The organism is Chiayiivirga flava (assembly GCF_014202825.1).
Lineage (GTDB): Bacteria > Pseudomonadota > Gammaproteobacteria > Xanthomonadales > Xanthomonadaceae > Chiayiivirga > Chiayiivirga flava.
On record NZ_JACHHP010000001.1, the window covers coordinates 495,054 to 512,669 of the forward strand.

General features: G+C 68.7%; 13 protein-coding genes. 8 read left to right on the forward strand and 5 right to left on the reverse strand.

Annotated elements, in window-relative coordinates; translation table 11 throughout:
• Positions 1 to 89 precede the first annotated feature (89 nt).
• Entirely contained in the window at positions 90 to 1,664 is a 1,575-nt protein-coding gene (locus HNQ52_RS02070) for a hypothetical protein (protein WP_183959304.1), read from the forward strand.
• Positions 1,665 to 1,719: 55 nt separating this feature from the next.
• On the opposite strand, the gene HNQ52_RS02075 is transcribed toward HNQ52_RS02070, so the two are convergent.
• The 5 genes from HNQ52_RS02075 to hrcA all read right to left on the reverse strand — a co-directional run bounded on the left by HNQ52_RS02075 (position 1,720) and on the right by hrcA (position 7,493).
• Positions 1,720 to 2,439 (reverse strand): 4-hydroxy-tetrahydrodipicolinate reductase, encoded by a 720-nt coding sequence (locus HNQ52_RS02075; RefSeq protein WP_183959306.1) that lies wholly within the window; start codon positions 2,437 to 2,439, stop codon positions 1,720 to 1,722.
• 124 nt (positions 2,440 to 2,563) lie between these two features.
• A complete protein-coding gene (gene dnaJ / locus HNQ52_RS02080; RefSeq protein WP_183959308.1) occupies positions 2,564 to 3,679 on the reverse strand; it encodes a molecular chaperone DnaJ in 1,116 nt (371 codons plus the stop codon).
• 127 nt (positions 3,680 to 3,806) lie between these two features.
• On the reverse strand, positions 3,807 to 5,735 hold the full coding sequence (gene dnaK, locus HNQ52_RS02085; RefSeq protein ID WP_183959310.1) for a molecular chaperone DnaK: 1,929 nt from the start codon (positions 5,733 to 5,735) through the stop codon (positions 3,807 to 3,809).
• A gap of 117 nt (positions 5,736 to 5,852) precedes the next feature.
• Entirely contained in the window at positions 5,853 to 6,374 is a 522-nt protein-coding gene (gene grpE / locus HNQ52_RS02090) for a nucleotide exchange factor GrpE (protein ID WP_183959312.1), read from the reverse strand.
• Positions 6,375 to 6,500: 126 nt separating this feature from the next.
• On the reverse strand, positions 6,501 to 7,493 hold the full coding sequence (gene hrcA, locus HNQ52_RS02095; protein WP_246387543.1) for a heat-inducible transcriptional repressor HrcA: 993 nt from the start codon (positions 7,491 to 7,493) through the stop codon (positions 6,501 to 6,503).
• 204 nt (positions 7,494 to 7,697) lie between these two features.
• Between hrcA and HNQ52_RS02100 the strand changes: the two genes are divergently transcribed.
• The 7 genes from HNQ52_RS02100 (at position 7,698) to preA (ending at position 17,551) form a co-directional block, all read left to right on the forward strand.
• Positions 7,698 to 8,108 carry a DUF1801 domain-containing protein gene (locus HNQ52_RS02100; protein WP_183959316.1) on the forward strand — a complete coding sequence of 137 codons (411 nt, stop codon included), beginning with the start codon at positions 7,698 to 7,700 and terminating at the stop codon, positions 8,106 to 8,108.
• 85 nt (positions 8,109 to 8,193) lie between these two features.
• On the forward strand, positions 8,194 to 9,873 hold the full coding sequence (gene recN, locus HNQ52_RS02105; protein ID WP_183959318.1) for a DNA repair protein RecN: 1,680 nt from the start codon (positions 8,194 to 8,196) through the stop codon (positions 9,871 to 9,873).
• A 122-nt stretch (positions 9,874 to 9,995) separates the two neighbouring features.
• Positions 9,996 to 11,339 (forward strand): omega-aminotransferase AptA, encoded by a 1,344-nt coding sequence (aptA, locus tag HNQ52_RS02110; RefSeq protein ID WP_183959320.1) that lies wholly within the window; start codon positions 9,996 to 9,998, stop codon positions 11,337 to 11,339.
• A 286-nt stretch (positions 11,340 to 11,625) separates the two neighbouring features.
• A complete protein-coding gene (locus HNQ52_RS02115; RefSeq protein WP_183959322.1) occupies positions 11,626 to 13,158 on the forward strand; it encodes a CoA-acylating methylmalonate-semialdehyde dehydrogenase in 1,533 nt (510 codons plus the stop codon).
• Positions 13,159 to 13,369: 211 nt separating this feature from the next.
• Entirely contained in the window at positions 13,370 to 14,629 is a 1,260-nt protein-coding gene (locus tag HNQ52_RS02120) for a Zn-dependent hydrolase (protein WP_183959324.1), read from the forward strand.
• Between the two features lie 266 nt (positions 14,630 to 14,895).
• A complete protein-coding gene (locus HNQ52_RS02125; protein ID WP_183959326.1) occupies positions 14,896 to 16,266 on the forward strand; it encodes an NAD(P)-dependent oxidoreductase in 1,371 nt (456 codons plus the stop codon).
• Positions 16,267 to 16,276: 10 nt separating this feature from the next.
• A complete protein-coding gene (preA, locus tag HNQ52_RS02130; RefSeq protein WP_183959328.1) occupies positions 16,277 to 17,551 on the forward strand; it encodes an NAD-dependent dihydropyrimidine dehydrogenase subunit PreA in 1,275 nt (424 codons plus the stop codon).
• Positions 17,552 to 17,616: the final 65 nt, after the last annotated feature.

Consider the following 17,616-nt stretch of genomic DNA (forward strand, 5'->3'; position numbering starts at 1 on the left):
GTTTTTCCCGATGCCGCCCTCGCCGGACGCCACCTAGCATGGCCTCGCCGATCGACAGCACGTCGGTCACGTCCCGTCCGGAGTTCACCATGTCCCGCTCGTTCCGCCTCACCCGCCTCACGTCCGCGGTACTGCTCGCCGCCGGTCTCGCCGGCGCCGCGCACGCCACCACCATCACGCGCGAATTTTCCTCGGTGTGGTTCGACCCCGCGAAGAGCGGTCACGGCCTGGGCCTCGAGGTGATCGAGGGCGCCGGCGGCAAGGAGCTGCTCGCGTACTGGTTCACCTACGATGCACAGGGCCGGCAGATGTGGGTGTTCGGCACCGCGCCGATCGCCGGCGACACCGTGCGCATGACGGCGTACGTCACCAGCGGCGGCCGCTTCGACGGCGCGTTCAGCCCGTCATCGGTGCGCAGCAGCGCCTGGGGCACGCTCGAATTCTCCTTTGCCGATTGCGACACCGGCACCCTGCGCTACACTCCGAACGACCCCGCCGCCCCGCACGGGACCATGCCGCTGACCCGCCTCACGCGCCTGTTCAACTCCACCTGCACCGGCGGTATCAGCGACGACCGCAACACCGCCGCCACCGCCACGCGCAGTGCCGAATTCCTCGTCAATCGCGGCGCGTATCCGGCGGCATCGGCGCGCGTGCGCTTCGAGGACCGCAGCGACCGCAGCGAGTTCTCGGTCGAACTCGAAGACCTGCCCGCCGGCAGCTACACGCTGCGCGTGGACGATGTGGTGCGCGGCAGCATCACCGTTGCGCCGATCGCGCGCGGCACCGAAGGCGAGCTGGAATTCCGCAGTCCGGTCGAGCCGGGCAAGGTGCTGCTCGACTTCGACCCGCGCGGCGCCATCGTGGAAATTCTCGAAGGCAACCGCGTGCTGTTCGACAGCGTGTTCGACGGCGGCACCGACACCGGCGGCGGCAACACGCCGCCCCCGGGCGGCGCGCCGGGCAACGGCAACGCCAGGTACGAACTCGTGCTGGAACCGTCCGGCAACGACGGCCCGGAACTCGACGCCAAACTCGAGCTGCGCCAGGACCGCGTGGATTTCTCGGTGGAACTCGAAGATGTCGCGGTCGGCACATACCGGCTGCAGGTCGGCGGCGTGCAGCGCGGCAGCATCGACGTCGTTTCCGTTCCGGGCGGTACCGAGGGCGAGATCGAGTATCGCAACCCGGTGGAGCCCGGGAAGTTCGTCCTCGATTTCGATCCGCGTGGCGCCCAGATCGTCGTGACCTTCAACGGAACCAGCGTGTTCAGCGGCACGTTCCCGACGGCCCCGAACGGCGCACCGTCCGGCAACGACGATGGATCCGGCGACGACAACGGTGGTGGCGACGACGACGGCCCGGGCGACGACAACGGCGGCGACGACGACGGCCCCGGTGACGACAACGGCGGCGATGACGACGGTCCCGGCGACGACAATGGCGGCGGCGATGACGACGGCCCCGGCGACGACAACGGCGGTGACGACGACGGCCCCGGCGACGACAACGGCGGCGGTGATGACGACGGTCCGGGCGACGACAATGGCGGCGACGACGATGACGACGACGACGATCACGGCGGCGACGACGATGACGATGACGATGACGACGACGATCACGGCGGCGACGACGATGACGACGATCACGATCACGGCGGCTGATCCCGCGTCATCGCCGCAACAACGGAACGGAGGGCTTCGGCCCTCCGTTCTGCCGTCAGTCCGGCGTCAGCCCCAGCATGTCGTTCATCGTGTACTCGCCCGGCGGCTGCCGCGCGAGCCAGACCGCCGCCCGCAGCGCGCCGCGCGCAAACACGTCGCGATCGGCCGCGCGATGCACCAGCTCGATGCGTTCCCCGGGACCGCAGAACTGCACCGTGTGTTCGCCGACGACATCGCCGGCGCGGATCGAGGCATAGCGCGGCTGACCGCCGCCCGCCGCGACGGCATCGCCGAGCCGCAGCGCGGTGCCCGACGGCGCGTCCTTCTTGTGCGCGTGATGGATGTCGACGATGTCGCAATCCCACTGCGGCAGCGCTGCCGCCGCACGCCGCGCAAGATCGGCCAGGAGCGCGGCGCCCGGGCTGAAGTTGGCCGCCCACAGCACCGGCAACTGCCGGGCCGCGGCGCGCAGGCGCGCGCGCTGGTCCGCCGACAGGCCCGTGGTGCCCGACACGAACGCGGCGCGCCGCGCGAGGCACAGATCGAGCACCGCATCGAAGGCATCGGGCAGGCTGAAATCGATCGCCACCTCGAATGCCGGCACGTCCCCGAGCGTGTCGACCCCTGCGATCGCCACGCCGGCAGCGCTCGTTCCGGCGCGACGCGCTACCGCAGCACCGAGCGTTGTCGCGGGAACATCAGGCTGCAGTCGCAGCAGCGCCGCGCCCATGCGTCCGGTGGCGCCGTGGATCAGCAGGCGGAGGGGGTCGGACATCGGCGACTCGAAGAAGACGGCGCATCATGATGCCACGCGGCGCGCGCAGGTCCGAGGCGCGCGTCGGGCATGGTGTTCGACGCTCCTTGCGCCTGGCGGGATCGGCCTCCCGCCCGCAACACGGTCAGGACACCACGCGGTTCCAGAATGCCTTCACGCCGTCGAGGAACGTGCTCGACCGCGGCGAATGCGCGGCGGCGTTGTCGCCTTCGAACGTGCCCTCGAATTCCTGCAGGATCTCACGCTGGCGACGCGTCAGGTTCACCGGCGTTTCGACCACGACACGGCACAGCAGATCGCCCGGTGCATGGCTGCGCACGGACTTGACGCCTTTGCCGCGCAGGCGGAACTGCTTGCCGGTCTGGGTTTCGGCCGGCACCTTGACGATGACTTCGCCCTCCAGCGTCGGCACCTCGATGTCGGCGCCGAGCGCGGCCTGCGAGAGGCGGATCGGCAGTTCGCAATACAGATCGTCGCCGTCGCGCTGGAAGATCGCGTGTTCGCGCACGCGCACTTCCACGTAGAGATCGCCGGCCGGTGCGCCGGCCGGACCGGCTTCGCCCTCGCCTGCGAGGCGGATCCGGTCGCCGTTGTCGACGCCGCCGGGAATCTTCACTTCCAGCGTCTTCTCGTCCTCGACACGGCCCTGCCCGCGGCAGCTCTTGCATGGATTGCTGACGCGCTTGCCGGCACCGGCGCAGTGCGGACACACCTGCTGCACCGAGAAAATGCCCTGCTGCATGCGCACGCGGCCCTGGCCACGACACGTGCCGCAGGTTTCGGTCTTGCCGTCTTCCGAACCCGTGCCCTTGCACTCCACGCAGCCGACCAGCGTGGGCACGTCGATCTTGCGCTCCACCCCGAACACGGCTTCTTCGAGATCGAGTTCGATCACGTAGCGCAGGTCCGACCCGCGCCGCGCCTGCTGCCGCCCGCCGCGGCCACCGCCGAAGATGTCGCCGAAGATGTCCCCGAAGATGTCCCCGAAATCCGCACCGCCGTGGCCGCCACCACCGCGTTCGAACGCGGCATGGCCGTGCTGGTCGTACGCGCGGCGTTTCGCCGGCTCGGACAGCACTTCGTAGGCTTCCTTGCACTCCTTGAACGCCTCTTCCGCGGCCTTGTCGCCCGGGTTGCGGTCCGGGTGGTACTTCATGGCGCAGCGGCGATACGCCTTCTTGAGTTCGTCCTCGCTGGCGCTCTTGGTGACGCCGAGGATGTCGTAGTAGTCGCGTTTCATGGCAGCGTGGATTCGTGATTTGAGATTCGTGATTCGAAGAAAAGGCCGTCGTGCCTGCGAGGCGCGACGGCCTTGAAAAGGCGGACGGGATTCACGCTCCAGCCAATCGCGAATCCCGAATCACGAATCACGCCTTCTTGTCGTCCTTCACTTCGGTGAACTCGGCATCGACCACATCGTCGTTCTTGCCGCCCGGTGCGGCGCCGGCCGACTCGGGATTCGCACCGGCCTGATAGGCCGCAGCGGCGGCGGCCGAGAGCGACTGCGCCGCCTCTTCCAGTGCCTTCGTCTTCGCCTCGATCTGCGCCTGGTCGTCGCCCTTCATCACCGATTCGAGATCCGACAGCGCCGCCTCGATGCGGCCGATCGCGTCGCCCTGCACCTTGTCGCCGTGCTCCTTGAGCGCCGAACGCGTGGCGTGTACCAGCGCGTCGGCCTTGTTGCGCGCGCCGACCAGCTCGTGGAACTTGCGGTCTTCCTCGCGGTTGGCTTCGGCGTCGCGCACCATCTGCTGGATCTCTTCCTCGGACAGACCGGAGCCCGCCTTGATCTCGATGCGCTGTTCCTTGCCGGTCTTCTTGTCCTTGGCACTGACGTGCAGGATGCCGTTGGCGTCGATGTCGAAGGTGACTTCCACCTGCGGCATGCCGCGCGGGGCGGCGTCGATGCCGGCGAGGTCGAACTTGGCGAGCGACTTGTTGTAGCGCGCCTGTTCGCGTTCGCCCTGCAGCACGTGCACGGTGACGGCGGTCTGGTTGTCTTCGGCCGTGGAGAAGATCTGCGAGGCCTTGGTCGGGATCGTGGTGTTCTTCTCGATGAGCTTGGTGAAGACGCCGCCCATGGTTTCGATGCCGAGCGACAGCGGGGTCACGTCGAGCAGCAGCACGTCCTTCACGTCGCCTGCCAGCACGCCGCCCTGGATCGCGGCACCGATGGCCACGGCTTCGTCCGGGTTCACGTCCTTCTTCGGCTCCTTGCCGAAGAATTCGGTGACCGCCTGCTGCACCTTCGGCATGCGGGTCTGGCCGCCGACGAGGATGACTTCGGAAATGTCGGACACGCGCAGGCCGGCGTCGTTGAGCGCCGTGCGGCACGGCTCGATGGTGCGCTTGACGAGGTCTTCGACCAGCGCTTCGAGCTTGGCACGCGTGAGCTTGATCGCCAGGTGCTTCGGACCCGAGGCGTCCGCGGTGACGTACGGCAGGTTCACTTCGGTGTGCTGCGCGCTGGACAGTTCGATCTTGGCGCGCTCGGCCGCGTCCTTCAGGCGCTGCAGCGCGAGCGGGTCCTTGCGCAGGTCGAGGCCCGAGTCCTTCTGGAACTGCTCGACGAGGTAGTCGATGACGCGCTTGTCGAAGTCCTCGCCGCCGAGGAACGTATCGCCGTTGGTCGCGAGCACTTCGAACTGCTTCTCGCCGTCGACTTCGGCGATCTCGATGATGGACACGTCGAAGGTGCCGCCGCCGAGGTCGTACACGGCGATCTTGCGGTCCTTGCCGCCGGACTTGTCGAGGCCGTACGCCAGCGCCGCCGCGGTGGGTTCGTTGATGATGCGCTTGACGTCCAGGCCCGCGATGCGGCCGGCGTCCTTGGTGGCCTGGCGCTGCGAGTCGTTGAAGTAGGCGGGCACGGTGATGACGGCCTCGGTCACGGTTTCGCCGAGGTAGGCTTCCGCGGTCTTCTTCATCTTGGCCAGCACTTCGGCCGAGATCTGCTGCGCGGCCATCTTGTTGCCGTCGCTGGTCTGGACCCAGGCGTCGCCGTTCTCGTGCGCCACGATGGCGTACGGGACAAGGTCGAGGTCCTTCTTGACTTCCGCGTCGGTGAACTTGCGGCCGATGAGGCGCTTCACCGCGTAGAAGGTGTTCTTCGGGTTGGTGACGGCCTGGCGCTTGGCCGAGGCGCCGACGAGGACTTCGCCGTCCTTGGTGTAGGCCACGATCGACGGCGTGGTGCGGTCGCCCTCGGCGTTCTCGATGACCTTGACGCTGCCGCCTTCCATCACCGCGACGCAGCTGTTGGTGGTACCCAAGTCGATACCGATGATCTTGCCCATGTGTGTGTCTCCCGGAAAATATGCGGGCCGTGGCGGCCGCGTCTGGTCGTTATGTGAGGGTTATGCGAAGGGCTTCAAGCGCGCCGGAGCGAATTTTTTCGCGCCGGGAGGAGGCGATCAGCCGTCCTGGGCCACCACCACCAGCGCGGGTCGCAGCAGGCGGTCGTTGAGCACGTAGCCCTTCTGGTACACCTGCACCACGTGGCCGGGCGCGTGCTCGGCGCTGGGCACGGTGCTGATGGCCTGGTGGTGCTCGGGATTGAAGGCGCCGCCGGTGGGGTCGACGACGTTGAGGCCGTTGCCCTGCGCCACGCGCAGCAGCTGGCGCAGCGTAAGTTCCATGCCTTCGCGCAGCTTGCCCGGCTCGCCTTCTGCGGCGAGGCCGGCTTCGAGGCTGTCGAGCACCGGCAGCAGGTCCGCGAGCAGGCGTTCGTTGGCGAACTTGCGCGCCTGCTCCACGTCGCGGATCAGGCGGCGACGCTGGTTTTCCAGGTCCGCGCGGTCGCGCAGCTGTTCGTCGCGCGCGGCGCCGAGCTGCTGTTCGAGGTCGGCGATGCGGTCCTCGAGCGAGGGCTCGAAACCGTCGTCGCGCGGCGGCTGGTCCGGCGTGGGCGCCGGCGCGGTGTCGTTCGAATGCATGGTCACTCCGTGGAATTTCGGCCGCTGTCGCGGCCCGATCGCGCGATTCATGGATGCCGCGGGCGCGGTTTCAAGTGCTGCGCCGTCCCCGGCGGCGTGCGCTCGGTGGGGGCGTCTGGCCGGATTTCAAGGCAAGGCCCGGTTCAACGCCGTGCTGAGCACCGTGGCGGTGGCCTGCACCATCGGGATGACGCGCTCGTAGGCCATGCGCGTGGGGCCGATCACGCCGAGCACGCCGAGCACCTTGCCGTCGGTGCCGTACGGCGCGGTGACGATGCTGCATTGCCCGAGCGGCGCGTGCCCGGTTTCCTCGCCGATGAACAGGCGTACGCCCTGGGCGTGGATGCAGCCTTCGAGCAGCTGGAGCAGCTCCTTCTTGCGCGCGAAGGTGTCGAACAGGTCGCGCAGGCGGTCGAGGTCGGACAGGTCCTGCACGCCCATCAGGCGGGTCTGGCCGGCGACGAGCACGTCCTCGTCCGCGCCGGGTGTGAAAGCGGCCTCGGTGACGTCGGCGGCCACCGACAGCACGCGCTCCATCGCGCTGCGCGCATCGCGCAGCTCGCGCTGGAGCTGGGCGCGGATTTCCGGCAGCGGCCGGCCGGTGAATGTGGCATTGAGGTAATTGGCGGTCTGTTCGAGCTCGGAGCTGCTGTACGGCCGGCGCGTGGCGACGATGCGGTTCTGCACCTCGTTGTCGGTGAAGACCAGGATCACCAGCACGCGGCTCGGCTCCAGCGCCACGAAATCGATGTGGCGCAGCGAAAACTGCTCGCGCCGCGGCACGGTGACCAGGCCCACGAAATGGCTCATCGCCGAGAGCATTTCGGACACGTTGTTGAGCAGGCCCTGGGTGCCGAGCTGGTGCGGCAGCTGCCGGCCCAGACGCTCCACCTCGCCGGATGCCATCGGCTCCACCTGCAGCAGGCTGTCGACGAACACGCGGTAGCCCTGCGCCGTCGGCACGCGCCCGGCCGAGGTGTGCGGCGTGGTGACCAGGCCGATGTCTTCCAGGTCCGACATCACGTTGCGGATCGTGGCCGGGCTCACGTCCAGCCCCGCGTGCTTGGCCAGCGTGCGCGAACCCACGGGCACGCCGTCCCGGATGTACTGGGCGATCATGGCGCGCAGCAGGCTGCGGGCGCGGGGGTCGAGATCGTGGGACGTGGCCAATGCGCTGGAAACGTGGGTGGGGAGCGCATTAGATAGTGTTTGCGCGGCGAATGGGCAAGTGCTGGCGCACAGGACGGCCGCGCCGGGGCATGATGGCCGGCTCCGGCCGCGGCAGCTGCGCCGGACGGACCCACCGCACAGGAGGTTTCCCCGATGCCGCCCGCCCCGCGCAGGACCCCGGCCGCCGCGCCGCCCGACGTCGACGCGTTTTTCGCGACCCTCGACCATCCGCGCCGCGACGCCCTGCTCGCGATGCGCAGCGCCATCCTCGGTGCAGACCCGTCGATCGCCGAAGGCATCAAATGGAACGTGCCCAGTTTCCGCACCAGGGACTGGTTCGCCACATTGCACCTGCGCGCCCGGACCGGCGTTGGCGTGATCCTGCATCTGGGCGCGAAGAAAACCGCGGCGTCCGAACACGGCGTGCCGATCGACGACCCGGACGGCCTGCTGCAGTGGCTGGCGCGGGACCGCGCCATGGTCGCGTTCCGCGACCTGGCCGACGTCTCGGCGCGACGCGATGCCTTCGTAGCCCTGATCCGGCGCTGGATCGCACACCTCTGACGCGGACACCGCGGCGCGCTGGTTCCCGTGACCGCGCGCATGGTAATTTTGCCCGCCGCGTTACCGCCGCCCTCGTCCGGACCGCATGCTGGTTTCCCTCTACGTCAAGGACTTCGCCATCGTCAGCGAAGTCGAAGTCGCGCTCGGCGCCGGCCTGACCGTGGTCTCGGGCGAAACCGGCGCCGGCAAGTCGCTGCTGGTCGATGCCCTGCTGCTGCTGACCGGCGCGCGCGCCGACGCGGGCATGGTGCGCCACGGCGCCGACCGCGCCGAACTTGCGGCGGAATTCCGTCTCGCGCCCGACGCCCCGGCGCTGGCGTGGCTGCGCGAGAACGAACTCGACGACGGCGGCGACTGCCAACTGCGCCGCGTGATCCGCGCCGACGGCGGCTCGCGCGCCTGGATCAACGGCCGTCCGGCGACGGCGGCGCAGCTCGGTGCGGTCGGCGAGCGGCTGGTCGAAATCCACGGCCAGCATGAGCACCAGGCGCTGCTGGATCGCACCCAGCAGCTGGCGATGCTCGACGGCTTCGCCGCGCACCCGGCGCTGCTCGCCGACGTGGCCGACAGCGCCCGCCGCTGGCAGGCGGCCGCGCGCACCATCGAACAGCTGCAGGACCGGGGCAACGTCAGCGACCGTTGCGACTGGCTCGCGGCGCAGCTCGCCGAACTCGACCGCGAGCAGCTTGCCCCGGCCGCGCTCGAGGAACTGTCCGCCGCGCACCGCCGCCACAGCCATGCGGCCGCGCTGATCGAAGGCACGGCGCGCGCCCAGGCGCGTCTGGGCGGCGACGACGGTGTCTCGCTGCTGAGCCTGCTGCGCCAGACGCGCGCCGAGCTCGCACGCCTGGGCGAACACGAACCCCGGCTGGCACAGGTCGATGCCCTGCTCGACGGCGCGGAGATCCAGCTCGACGAAGCCGCCGCGGAACTCGACCGCGTGCGCGACGGCCTCGACCTCGACCCCGAGCGCCTGCAGGAACTCGATGCCCGCATCGCGCGCCTGCACGACCTCGCCCGCAAGCACCGCGTGCCGCTCGACGCACTGGCGCTGCGGCGCGATGCCATCGCCGACGAGCTCGACCAGCTGCAGGGCGCGGGCGAAACGCTCGTGCGCCTGCAGCGCGAGCGCGACGCCGCGCGCGCGGACTGGGCGCGCGCGGCGCAGGCGCTGTCGGCGTCGCGCGCGGCGGCGGCCGGGACGCTTGCGCGCAAGGTCAGTGCGCTGATGGACACCCTCGGCATGGCCGGCGGCCACTTCGCGGTCGAGCTGACCGCGCTGCCCGACCCGGCGCCCGACGCGCACGGCGCCGAACGCGCGGAATTCCTCGTGTCGGCCAACCCGGGGCAGCCGCCGCGCCCGCTGCGCAAGGTCGCGTCCGGTGGCGAGCTGTCGCGCATCAGCCTCGCGATCGAGGTCGCCGCGCTGGGGCTCGACGCGGTGCAGACGATGGTCTTCGACGAAGTCGATTCGGGCATCGGCGGTGCCGTGGCCGAAGTCGTCGGCCAGAAACTGCGCGCGCTCGCCGCGAGCCGCCAGGTGCTGTGCGTGACCCACCTCGCGCAGGTCGCGGCGCAGGGCCATTCGCACCTGCGCGTGAGCAAGCACGCCGGCGACGACAGCACGCGCAGCCGCATCGACGTGCTCGATGCGAAGGAGCGCACCGAGGAAATCGCGCGCATGCTCGGCGGTATCGACATCACCAGGGAAACCCGCGCGCATGCGCGCCAGATGCTCGCGACCGCGGGCGGCAAGGCGTCCTGACGTCGGACGCGCGCCGGCCCCGGACGCGGCGGGGCCTGCGCAGGCCCCGCACCACCTTGCACCGCCCGCCGCTCACTGCGCATAGTGCCCGTCCGCCCGCTTGCACCCGCACGGACCCCACGATGACCGATGCCACTCCCGACCCCGCCACGCTGAACCTCGATCCGTACTGGATGCCGTTCACGCACAACCGCTACTTCAAGCAGCATCGGCCGCTCGATCGGCTGCTGGTCGGTGCCGAGGGCGCCTACTACACGACATCGCAGGGCCAGACGCTCTTCGACGGCCTTTCGGGCCTGTGGTGCTGCGGACTCGGGCATCGCGACCGGCGCATCGTCGAGGCGGTGAAGAACCAGCTCGACGTCGCCGACTATTACCCCGCCTTCCAGGTCGCGAGCCCGGACAGCTTCCGTCTCGCCGAACGCATCGCCAAACACGCGCCCGGCGACCTCGACCACGTCTTCTTCACCAACTCCGGCTCGGAAGCCGTTGACACCGCGCTCAAGATCGCGCTCGCCTACCACCGCCTGCGCGGCGAGGCCTCGCGCACCCGCTTCATCGGCCGCGAACGCGGCTACCACGGCGTCGGCTTCGGCGGCATCTCGGTCGGCGGCATGGTGGCGAACCGCAAGATGTTCGCGCCGGCCATGCTCAACGGCGTCGACCACCTGCCGCACACGCACAACCTCTCGCAGATGGCGTTCTCGCAGGGCATGCCCGAATGGGGCGCGCATCTTGCCGACGAACTCGAACGCATCGTCGCGCTGCACGATGCGTCCACGATCGCCGCGGTGATCGTCGAACCGATGCAGGGCTCGGTCGGCGTCATCATCCCGCCGATTGGCTACCTGCAGAAACTCCGCGAAATCTGCACGAAACACGGCATCCTGCTGATCTTCGACGAAGTGATCACCGGCTTCGGCCGCATGGGCGACTGGTTCGGCGCGCAGGCCTTCGGCGTCACGCCCGACCTCATCACGTTCGCCAAGGGCGTCAACAACGGCACCGTGCCGATGGGCGGCGTGATCGCCAGCAAGCCCATCTACGACGCCTTCATGACCGGCCCGGACTACGCCGTCGAATTCTTCCACGGCTACACCTACTCCGCGCACGCCCTCGCCGTCGCCGCCGCCCACGCCACGCTCGACATCCTCGGAAGCGACGACGTTCCGAACCGCTTCACCGCGCTCGGCACGCTCCTCGCCGACGGCGTGCACTCGCTGCGCGGCGAGCCCAACGTGATCGATATCCGCAACTACGCGGGCGCCGCCGCCGTCGAGCTCGCCCCACTGCCCGGCAAGCCCGGCCTGCGCGCGATCCGCCTGTTCGAGGACGCCCTCAAGCGCGGCCTGCTGGTGCGCTTCACCGGCGACACCATCGCCCTCGCCCCGCCGGTGATCTCGACCGAGGCCGAAATCCACCGGCTCGTCGACACGATGCGCGAGGCGATCCGCGCCGTCGCCTGAGTCACGTCGCTGCGCGCGGCGAGGCGCGCCGCAGCGCGTTCAGCGCCGGTGCATGCAGGCTTGCAACCCGCGCCGGAGTTGCGTAGAACGGGCAACGAAGCGACACCTCGTCCTTCCGCACCCCGGCCGGGCGGAAGGTTGGATCGGCAACGATCCGGTTGCGCAGCACGACGCGACGGTTCGCCGTCCGTCGTCACGCACCCGCCGCCGCGAGGCGGCGTTCCCGCTCACCGAGACGCGCGGGAATCCGATGGCTCGCATGTCGCGCGACCACACGGAGTGACAGATGAGCGTTCCCATTCGCAGCGTGCCGGCAGCGGCCGTTCCGCAGATCATTCCCCACGTCATCGCCGGCGTGCGCGTCGGCGCCGATGCCGCGTCCGCGCCCGTGTTCAATCCCGCCACCGGTGCACAGAGCGGTGTGCTGCCGCTGGCCGATGCGTCGGTGGTCGCCACTGCCGTCGCAGCCGCAAAGGCGGCGTTTCCGGCGTGGTCCGCCACGCCGCCGCTGCGACGCGCGCGCGTGCTGTTCAAGTTCCGCGAACTGCTCGATGCGCGCGCGTCGGAGCTTGCCGCGGCGATCACGGCCGAACACGGCAAGACGCACAGCGATGCGCTGGGTGAAGTGGCACGCGGCATCGAGGTGGTCGAATTCGCCTGCGGCATTCCGCATCTGCTCAAGGGCGAAGTCACCGAAAACGTCGGCGCGCAGATCGATGCGCACTCGGTGCGGCAACCGCTCGGCGTGGTCGCCGGCATCACGCCGTTCAACTTCCCCGCGATGGTGCCGCTGTGGATGGCGCCGATTGCGATTGCCTGCGGCAACACGTTCATCCTGAAACCGTCGGAGCGCGATCCGTCGGCGACGCTGCTGCTCGCAGACTGGCTCGCCGAAGCGGGCTTGCCGGCGGGCGTGTTCAACGTCGTGCACGGCGACAAGGTGGCGGTCGATGCACTGCTCGAACATCCCGATGTGGCTGCCATCAGCTTCGTCGGCTCGACGCCGATCGCAAAGTACATCCACGAAACCGCGACGAAGCACGGCAAGCGTGTGCAGGCCCTCGGCGGCGCCAAAAACCACATGCTGGTGATGCCCGATGCCGATCTCGACCAGGTGGCCGACGCGCTGATGGGCGCAGGCTACGGCTCCGCCGGCGAGCGCTGCATGGCGATTTCCGTCGCGGTGGCGGTGGGCGACGCCGTGGCCGATGCGCTCGTGGCAAAACTTGCGCCGCGGGTGCGGGCGCTGAAAATCGGCAACGGCATGACGTCGGGCATGGACATGGGGCCACTGGTCACCGCCGCGCATCGCGACCGCGTGCGCGGCTATGTCGACCTGGGCGTGAGCGAAGGCGCGGACCTTGTCGTCGACGGCCGCGGATTCTCGCTGCCGGACGCGCCGGACGGCTTCTTCCTCGGCGGCTGCCTGTTCGACCGCGTGACGCCCGCGATGCGCATCCATCGCGAGGAAATTTTCGGGCCGGTGCTGTGCGTCGTGCGCGTCGATACATACGAGGAGGCGCTGCAGCTCATCAACGCACACGAGTACGGCAACGGCACCGCGATCTTCACCCGCGACGGCGATGCGGCACGCGACTTCGTGCACCGCGTGCAGGTGGGCATGGTGGGCGTGAACGTGCCGATTCCGGTGCCGAGTGCGTTCCACAGCTTCGGCGGGTGGAAGGCGTCGCTGTTCGGCGACCACCATGTCTACGGGCCGGAAGGTGTGCGGTTCTACACGAAGCTCAAGGCGGTGACGACGCGGTGGCCGACGAGTATTCGGGCAGGCGCGCAGTTCGTGATGCCGACGGGGGGATGAAGAGGTCGTGGCCCATGCCCCTCTCCAACCCATCCAGATCGTCATTCCCGCGAATGCGGGAATCCAGTGACCTTTCTTGGTTTTTCTTTCCCGCCAGACAATTAAATCAACACCAAGCAAGGTCACTGGATTCCCGCATTCGCGGGAATGACGATGGAAGGAATGGGCAAGCATGAAACGCGCGGACTTCGTTTGAAACAACGGTGACCCAATGAACGCAATGCTCGACACCACCCGCAACCGCCCCCTCGCCATCAACGGCCAGCGCCTCTGGGACAGCCTGATGGAGATGGCGAAGATCGGCGCCACGCCGAAAGGCGGCGTCTGCCGCCTCGCCCTCACCGACCTGGACAAACAGGGCCGCGATCTCTTCGTGCAATGGGCGAAGGACGCCGGCTGCAGCATCGGCATCGACCGCATGGGCAACGTCTTCGCCCGCCGCTCCGGTCGCGACGACAGCCTCGCGCCCGTCGTCACCGGCTCGCACGCCGATTCGCAACCCACCGGCGGCCGCTTCGACGGCATCTACGGCGTGCTCGGCGGGCTGGAGGTGATCCGTACGCTCAACGACCACGGCGTCGAAACCGATCGCCCGATCGAAGTGGTGATCTGGACCAACGAGGAAGGCTCCCGCTTCGCGCCCGCGATGGTGGCGTCCGGCGTGTTCGCCGGCGTGTTTTCGCTCGACTACGGCCTCTCGCGCGCCGACGTCGACGGCAAGACCATGGGCGAGGAACTGCAGCGCATCGGCTACGCCGGCGACCTGCCGATGGGCAAGCCGATCCACGCCGCGTTCGAGCTGCACATCGAGCAGGGCCCGATCCTCGAAAACGAAGGCATCACCATCGGCGTCGTGACCGCGGCGCAAGGCCAGCGCTGGTACGAAGTGGTGCTCACCGGCCAGGAATCGCACGCCGGCCCGACGCCGATGCCGAGCCGTCGTGATGCGCTGCTGGGTGCCGCGCGCTGCATCGACCTCGTCAACCGCATCGGCCTCGCGCACGCGCCGCTCGCCTGCGCGACGGTCGGCATGGTGCAGGTGCATCCGAACTCGCGCAACGTGATCCCGGGCCGCGTGTTCTTCACGGTCGACATCCGCCATCCGGACGATGCGGTGCTGGCGCAGATGGATCGCGAAGTGCGCGACGGCATCGCGAAGATTGCTTCCGAGCTGAAGCTCGAAACGACGAAACTCGAACAGATCTTCTACTACGCGCCGGTGCCGTTCGATGCGGCGTGCGTCGACTCCGTGCGCGAAGGCGCGAAGCGGTTCGGCTACTCGCACCGCGACATCGTCTCCGGCGCCGGCCACGATGCCTGTTACCTCGCGAAGGTGGCGCCGACGGCGATGGTGTTCGTGCCTTGCATCGGCGGCATCAGCCACAACGAGATCGAGGATGCGACGCCGGAATGGATCGAGGCCGGAGCGAACGTGTTGCTGCATGCGATGCTGGGACGGGCGTCGCGGTGATATCGACGGAGGCTCGGGCATTGCAGCGCGAAGGATTCGTCTTGCCTCGGCGCGTCACTTCTCCTCTCCGTCGTCCCGGCGGACGCCGGGACGACGGTTGGGGTGGCTCGGCGTGGCCGATGAGTCCGCGTCGCCAACCGTTGGAGCCTGCTCACTGCTCCACAACGCTCGATGCACCTGCTCGGCATGACACCAGCCGCGAATCGTTGACACCGCATCCCGCCGCAACTTCAAACGACCATCCCAGGCAACCCCCAGGACCCCGCATGCCCCGCAAGGATCTCGGCGACATCGCCCCCGCCCGCCTCGACGCCGACACCCTCGCGCGCAACTTCAGCGATGTCGCGCCACCGCTCGACCGCCGCGGCGCCCTGATCGCCGCGCAGCGCTGCTTCTACTGCTACGACGCCCCGTGCATCCAGGCCTGCCCCACCGGCATCGACATCCCGAGCTTCATCAAACGCATCACCACCGACAACCTCAAGGGCGCGGCGGCCGACATCCTCGGCGCCAACATCCTCGGCGGCGCCTGCGCCCGCGTCTGTCCCACGGAAATCCTTTGCGAAGGCAGCTGCGTGCGGAACACGCCGGACGACGCACCTGTGCAGATCGGCGCGCTGCAGCGCTACGCCACCGACTGGGTCTACGACGCCAACGCCCCGCTGTTCTCGCGTGCACCGGACTCCGGCAAACACGTCGCCGTGGTCGGTGCGGGCCCGGCCGGCCTCGCCTGTGCGCATCGCCTCGCGCGCGCCGGCCACCGAGTGACGCTGTTCGACGCCAAGGACAAACCCGGCGGCCTCAACGAATACGGCATCGCCGCGTACAAGGTGCCGGGCTTCGCGCAGCGCGAGATCGACTGGCTGCTGTCGATCGGTGGCATCACGTTCCAGGGCGGCGCCGAACTCGGCCGCAACCTGCATCTGCCCGACCTGCGCCGCGACCACGATGCGGTGTTCCTCGGCCTCGGACTTGCCGGCGTCAACGCCCTCGGCCTCGACGGCGAGGACCTGCCCGGCGTGCGCAACGCCGTCGATTTCATCGAAGAGCTGCGCCAGTGCGCCGACCTCGCAACACTGCCGATCGGCCGTCGCGTCGTCGTGATCGGCGGCGGCAACACCGCGATCGATGCGGCGATCCAGAGCAAGCGCCTCGGCGCCGAATCGGTGACGCTCGTCTATCGTCGCGGCCCGGAATCGATGAGCGCCACCACGCACGAGCAGGCTTTCGCGAAGGACGAAGGCGTGAACGTCGTGTACTGGGCGGCGCCGCGGAGCTTTGTCGCACAGGACGGCCAGCTCGCAGGCATCCGCTTTGAGCACACGTTGCTCGACGACGCCGGCCGGCTGCTCGGCAGCGGCGACCACTTCACGCTCGACGCCGACACCGTGCTCAAGGCCATCGGCCAGGTGCTGGTGCCGTCCGCGCTGCAGGACGGCGGCACCGACCTGCTCGACATCCGCAACGGCCGCATCGCCGTCAACGCCGACTTCGAAACATCCTTGCAGGGCGTGTACGCCGGAGGCGACTGCGTCGGCGGCAAGGTCGACCTCACCGTGCAAGCCGTCGAAGACGGCCAGCGCGCCGCCGCCGCCATCGATCGCGCGCTGCTGCAGCGCGCGCTGAAAGCCGCCTGAGGACCAGACCATGGCAGACCTTTCCTGCAACTTCGTCGGCATCCGTTCGCCGAACCCGTTCTGGCTCGCGAGCGCACCGCCCACCGACAAGGCCTACAACGTCAACCGCGCCTTCGAGGCCGGCTGGGGCGGCGTGGTGTGGAAGACGCTCGGCATGGACCCGCCGGTGGTGAACGTGTCGTCGCGCTACGGCGCGATTCGGATCAATGGCCAGCGCATCGCCGGCCTCAACAACATCGAGCTGATCACCGATCGCCCGCTTGCGGTGAATCTTGCCGAGATCCGCCAGGTGAAACGCGACTGGCCGGACCGCGCGATGATCGTCTCGCTGATGGTGCCGTGCGACGAGGACTCGTGGAAATGGATCCTGCCGCAGGTGGAGGACACCGGCGCCGACGCCGTCGAACTCAACTTCGGCTGCCCGCACGGCATGAGCGAGCGCGGCATGGGTTCGGCCGTGGGTCAGGTGCCCGAGTACGTCGAGATGGTCGCGCGCTGGGTGAAGCAACACTCGAAGCTGCCGTGCATCGTCAAGCTCACACCCAACATCACCGACATCCGCACCTCGGCGCGCGCGGCCTTCCGCGGCGGCGCCGATGCGGTGTCGCTGATCAACACGATCAATTCCATCACCAGCGTCGACCTCGACCTGATGGCGCCCACGCCCACGGTCGACGGCAAGGGCACGCACGGCGGCTACTGCGGCCCGGCGGTGAAACCGATCGCGCTGAACATGGTGTCGGAAATCGCGCGCGATCCGGAAACGCGGCTGAAACCCATCTCCGGCATCGGCGGCATCGGCACGTGGCAGGACGCGGCGGAATTCATGGCGCTCGGCGCCGGCAGCGTGCAGGTGTGCACGGCGGCGATGCATTACGGCTTCCGCATCGTCGACGACATGATCGACGGCCTCAACAACTGGATGGACGCGAAGGGCTACGCACGCCTCGAGGACGTCGTCGGCCGCGCCGTGCCGAACGTCACCGACTGGCAATTCCTCAACATGGCCTACGACATCAAGGCCCGCATCGACCAAGACAAGTGCGTCAAATGCGGCCTGTGCCACATCGCATGCGAGGACACCTCGCACCAAGCCATCACGATAGAGAAAAACGGCCTGCGCTTCTTCGAAGTGGTCGACGAGGAGTGCGTCGGCTGCAACCTCTGCATGCATGTGTGCCCGATCGACGACTGCATCACGATGGAGCGCGTGGACACCGGCGAGTACCGCAACTGGACCACGCATCCGAACAATCCGATGGCAAAGAAGCCGGAACCGGTCTGACATCTCATGTCCAATCGCTGCAATGAGCCGCCACACCTGCTACACGCGCGCCAAACACAATCCAA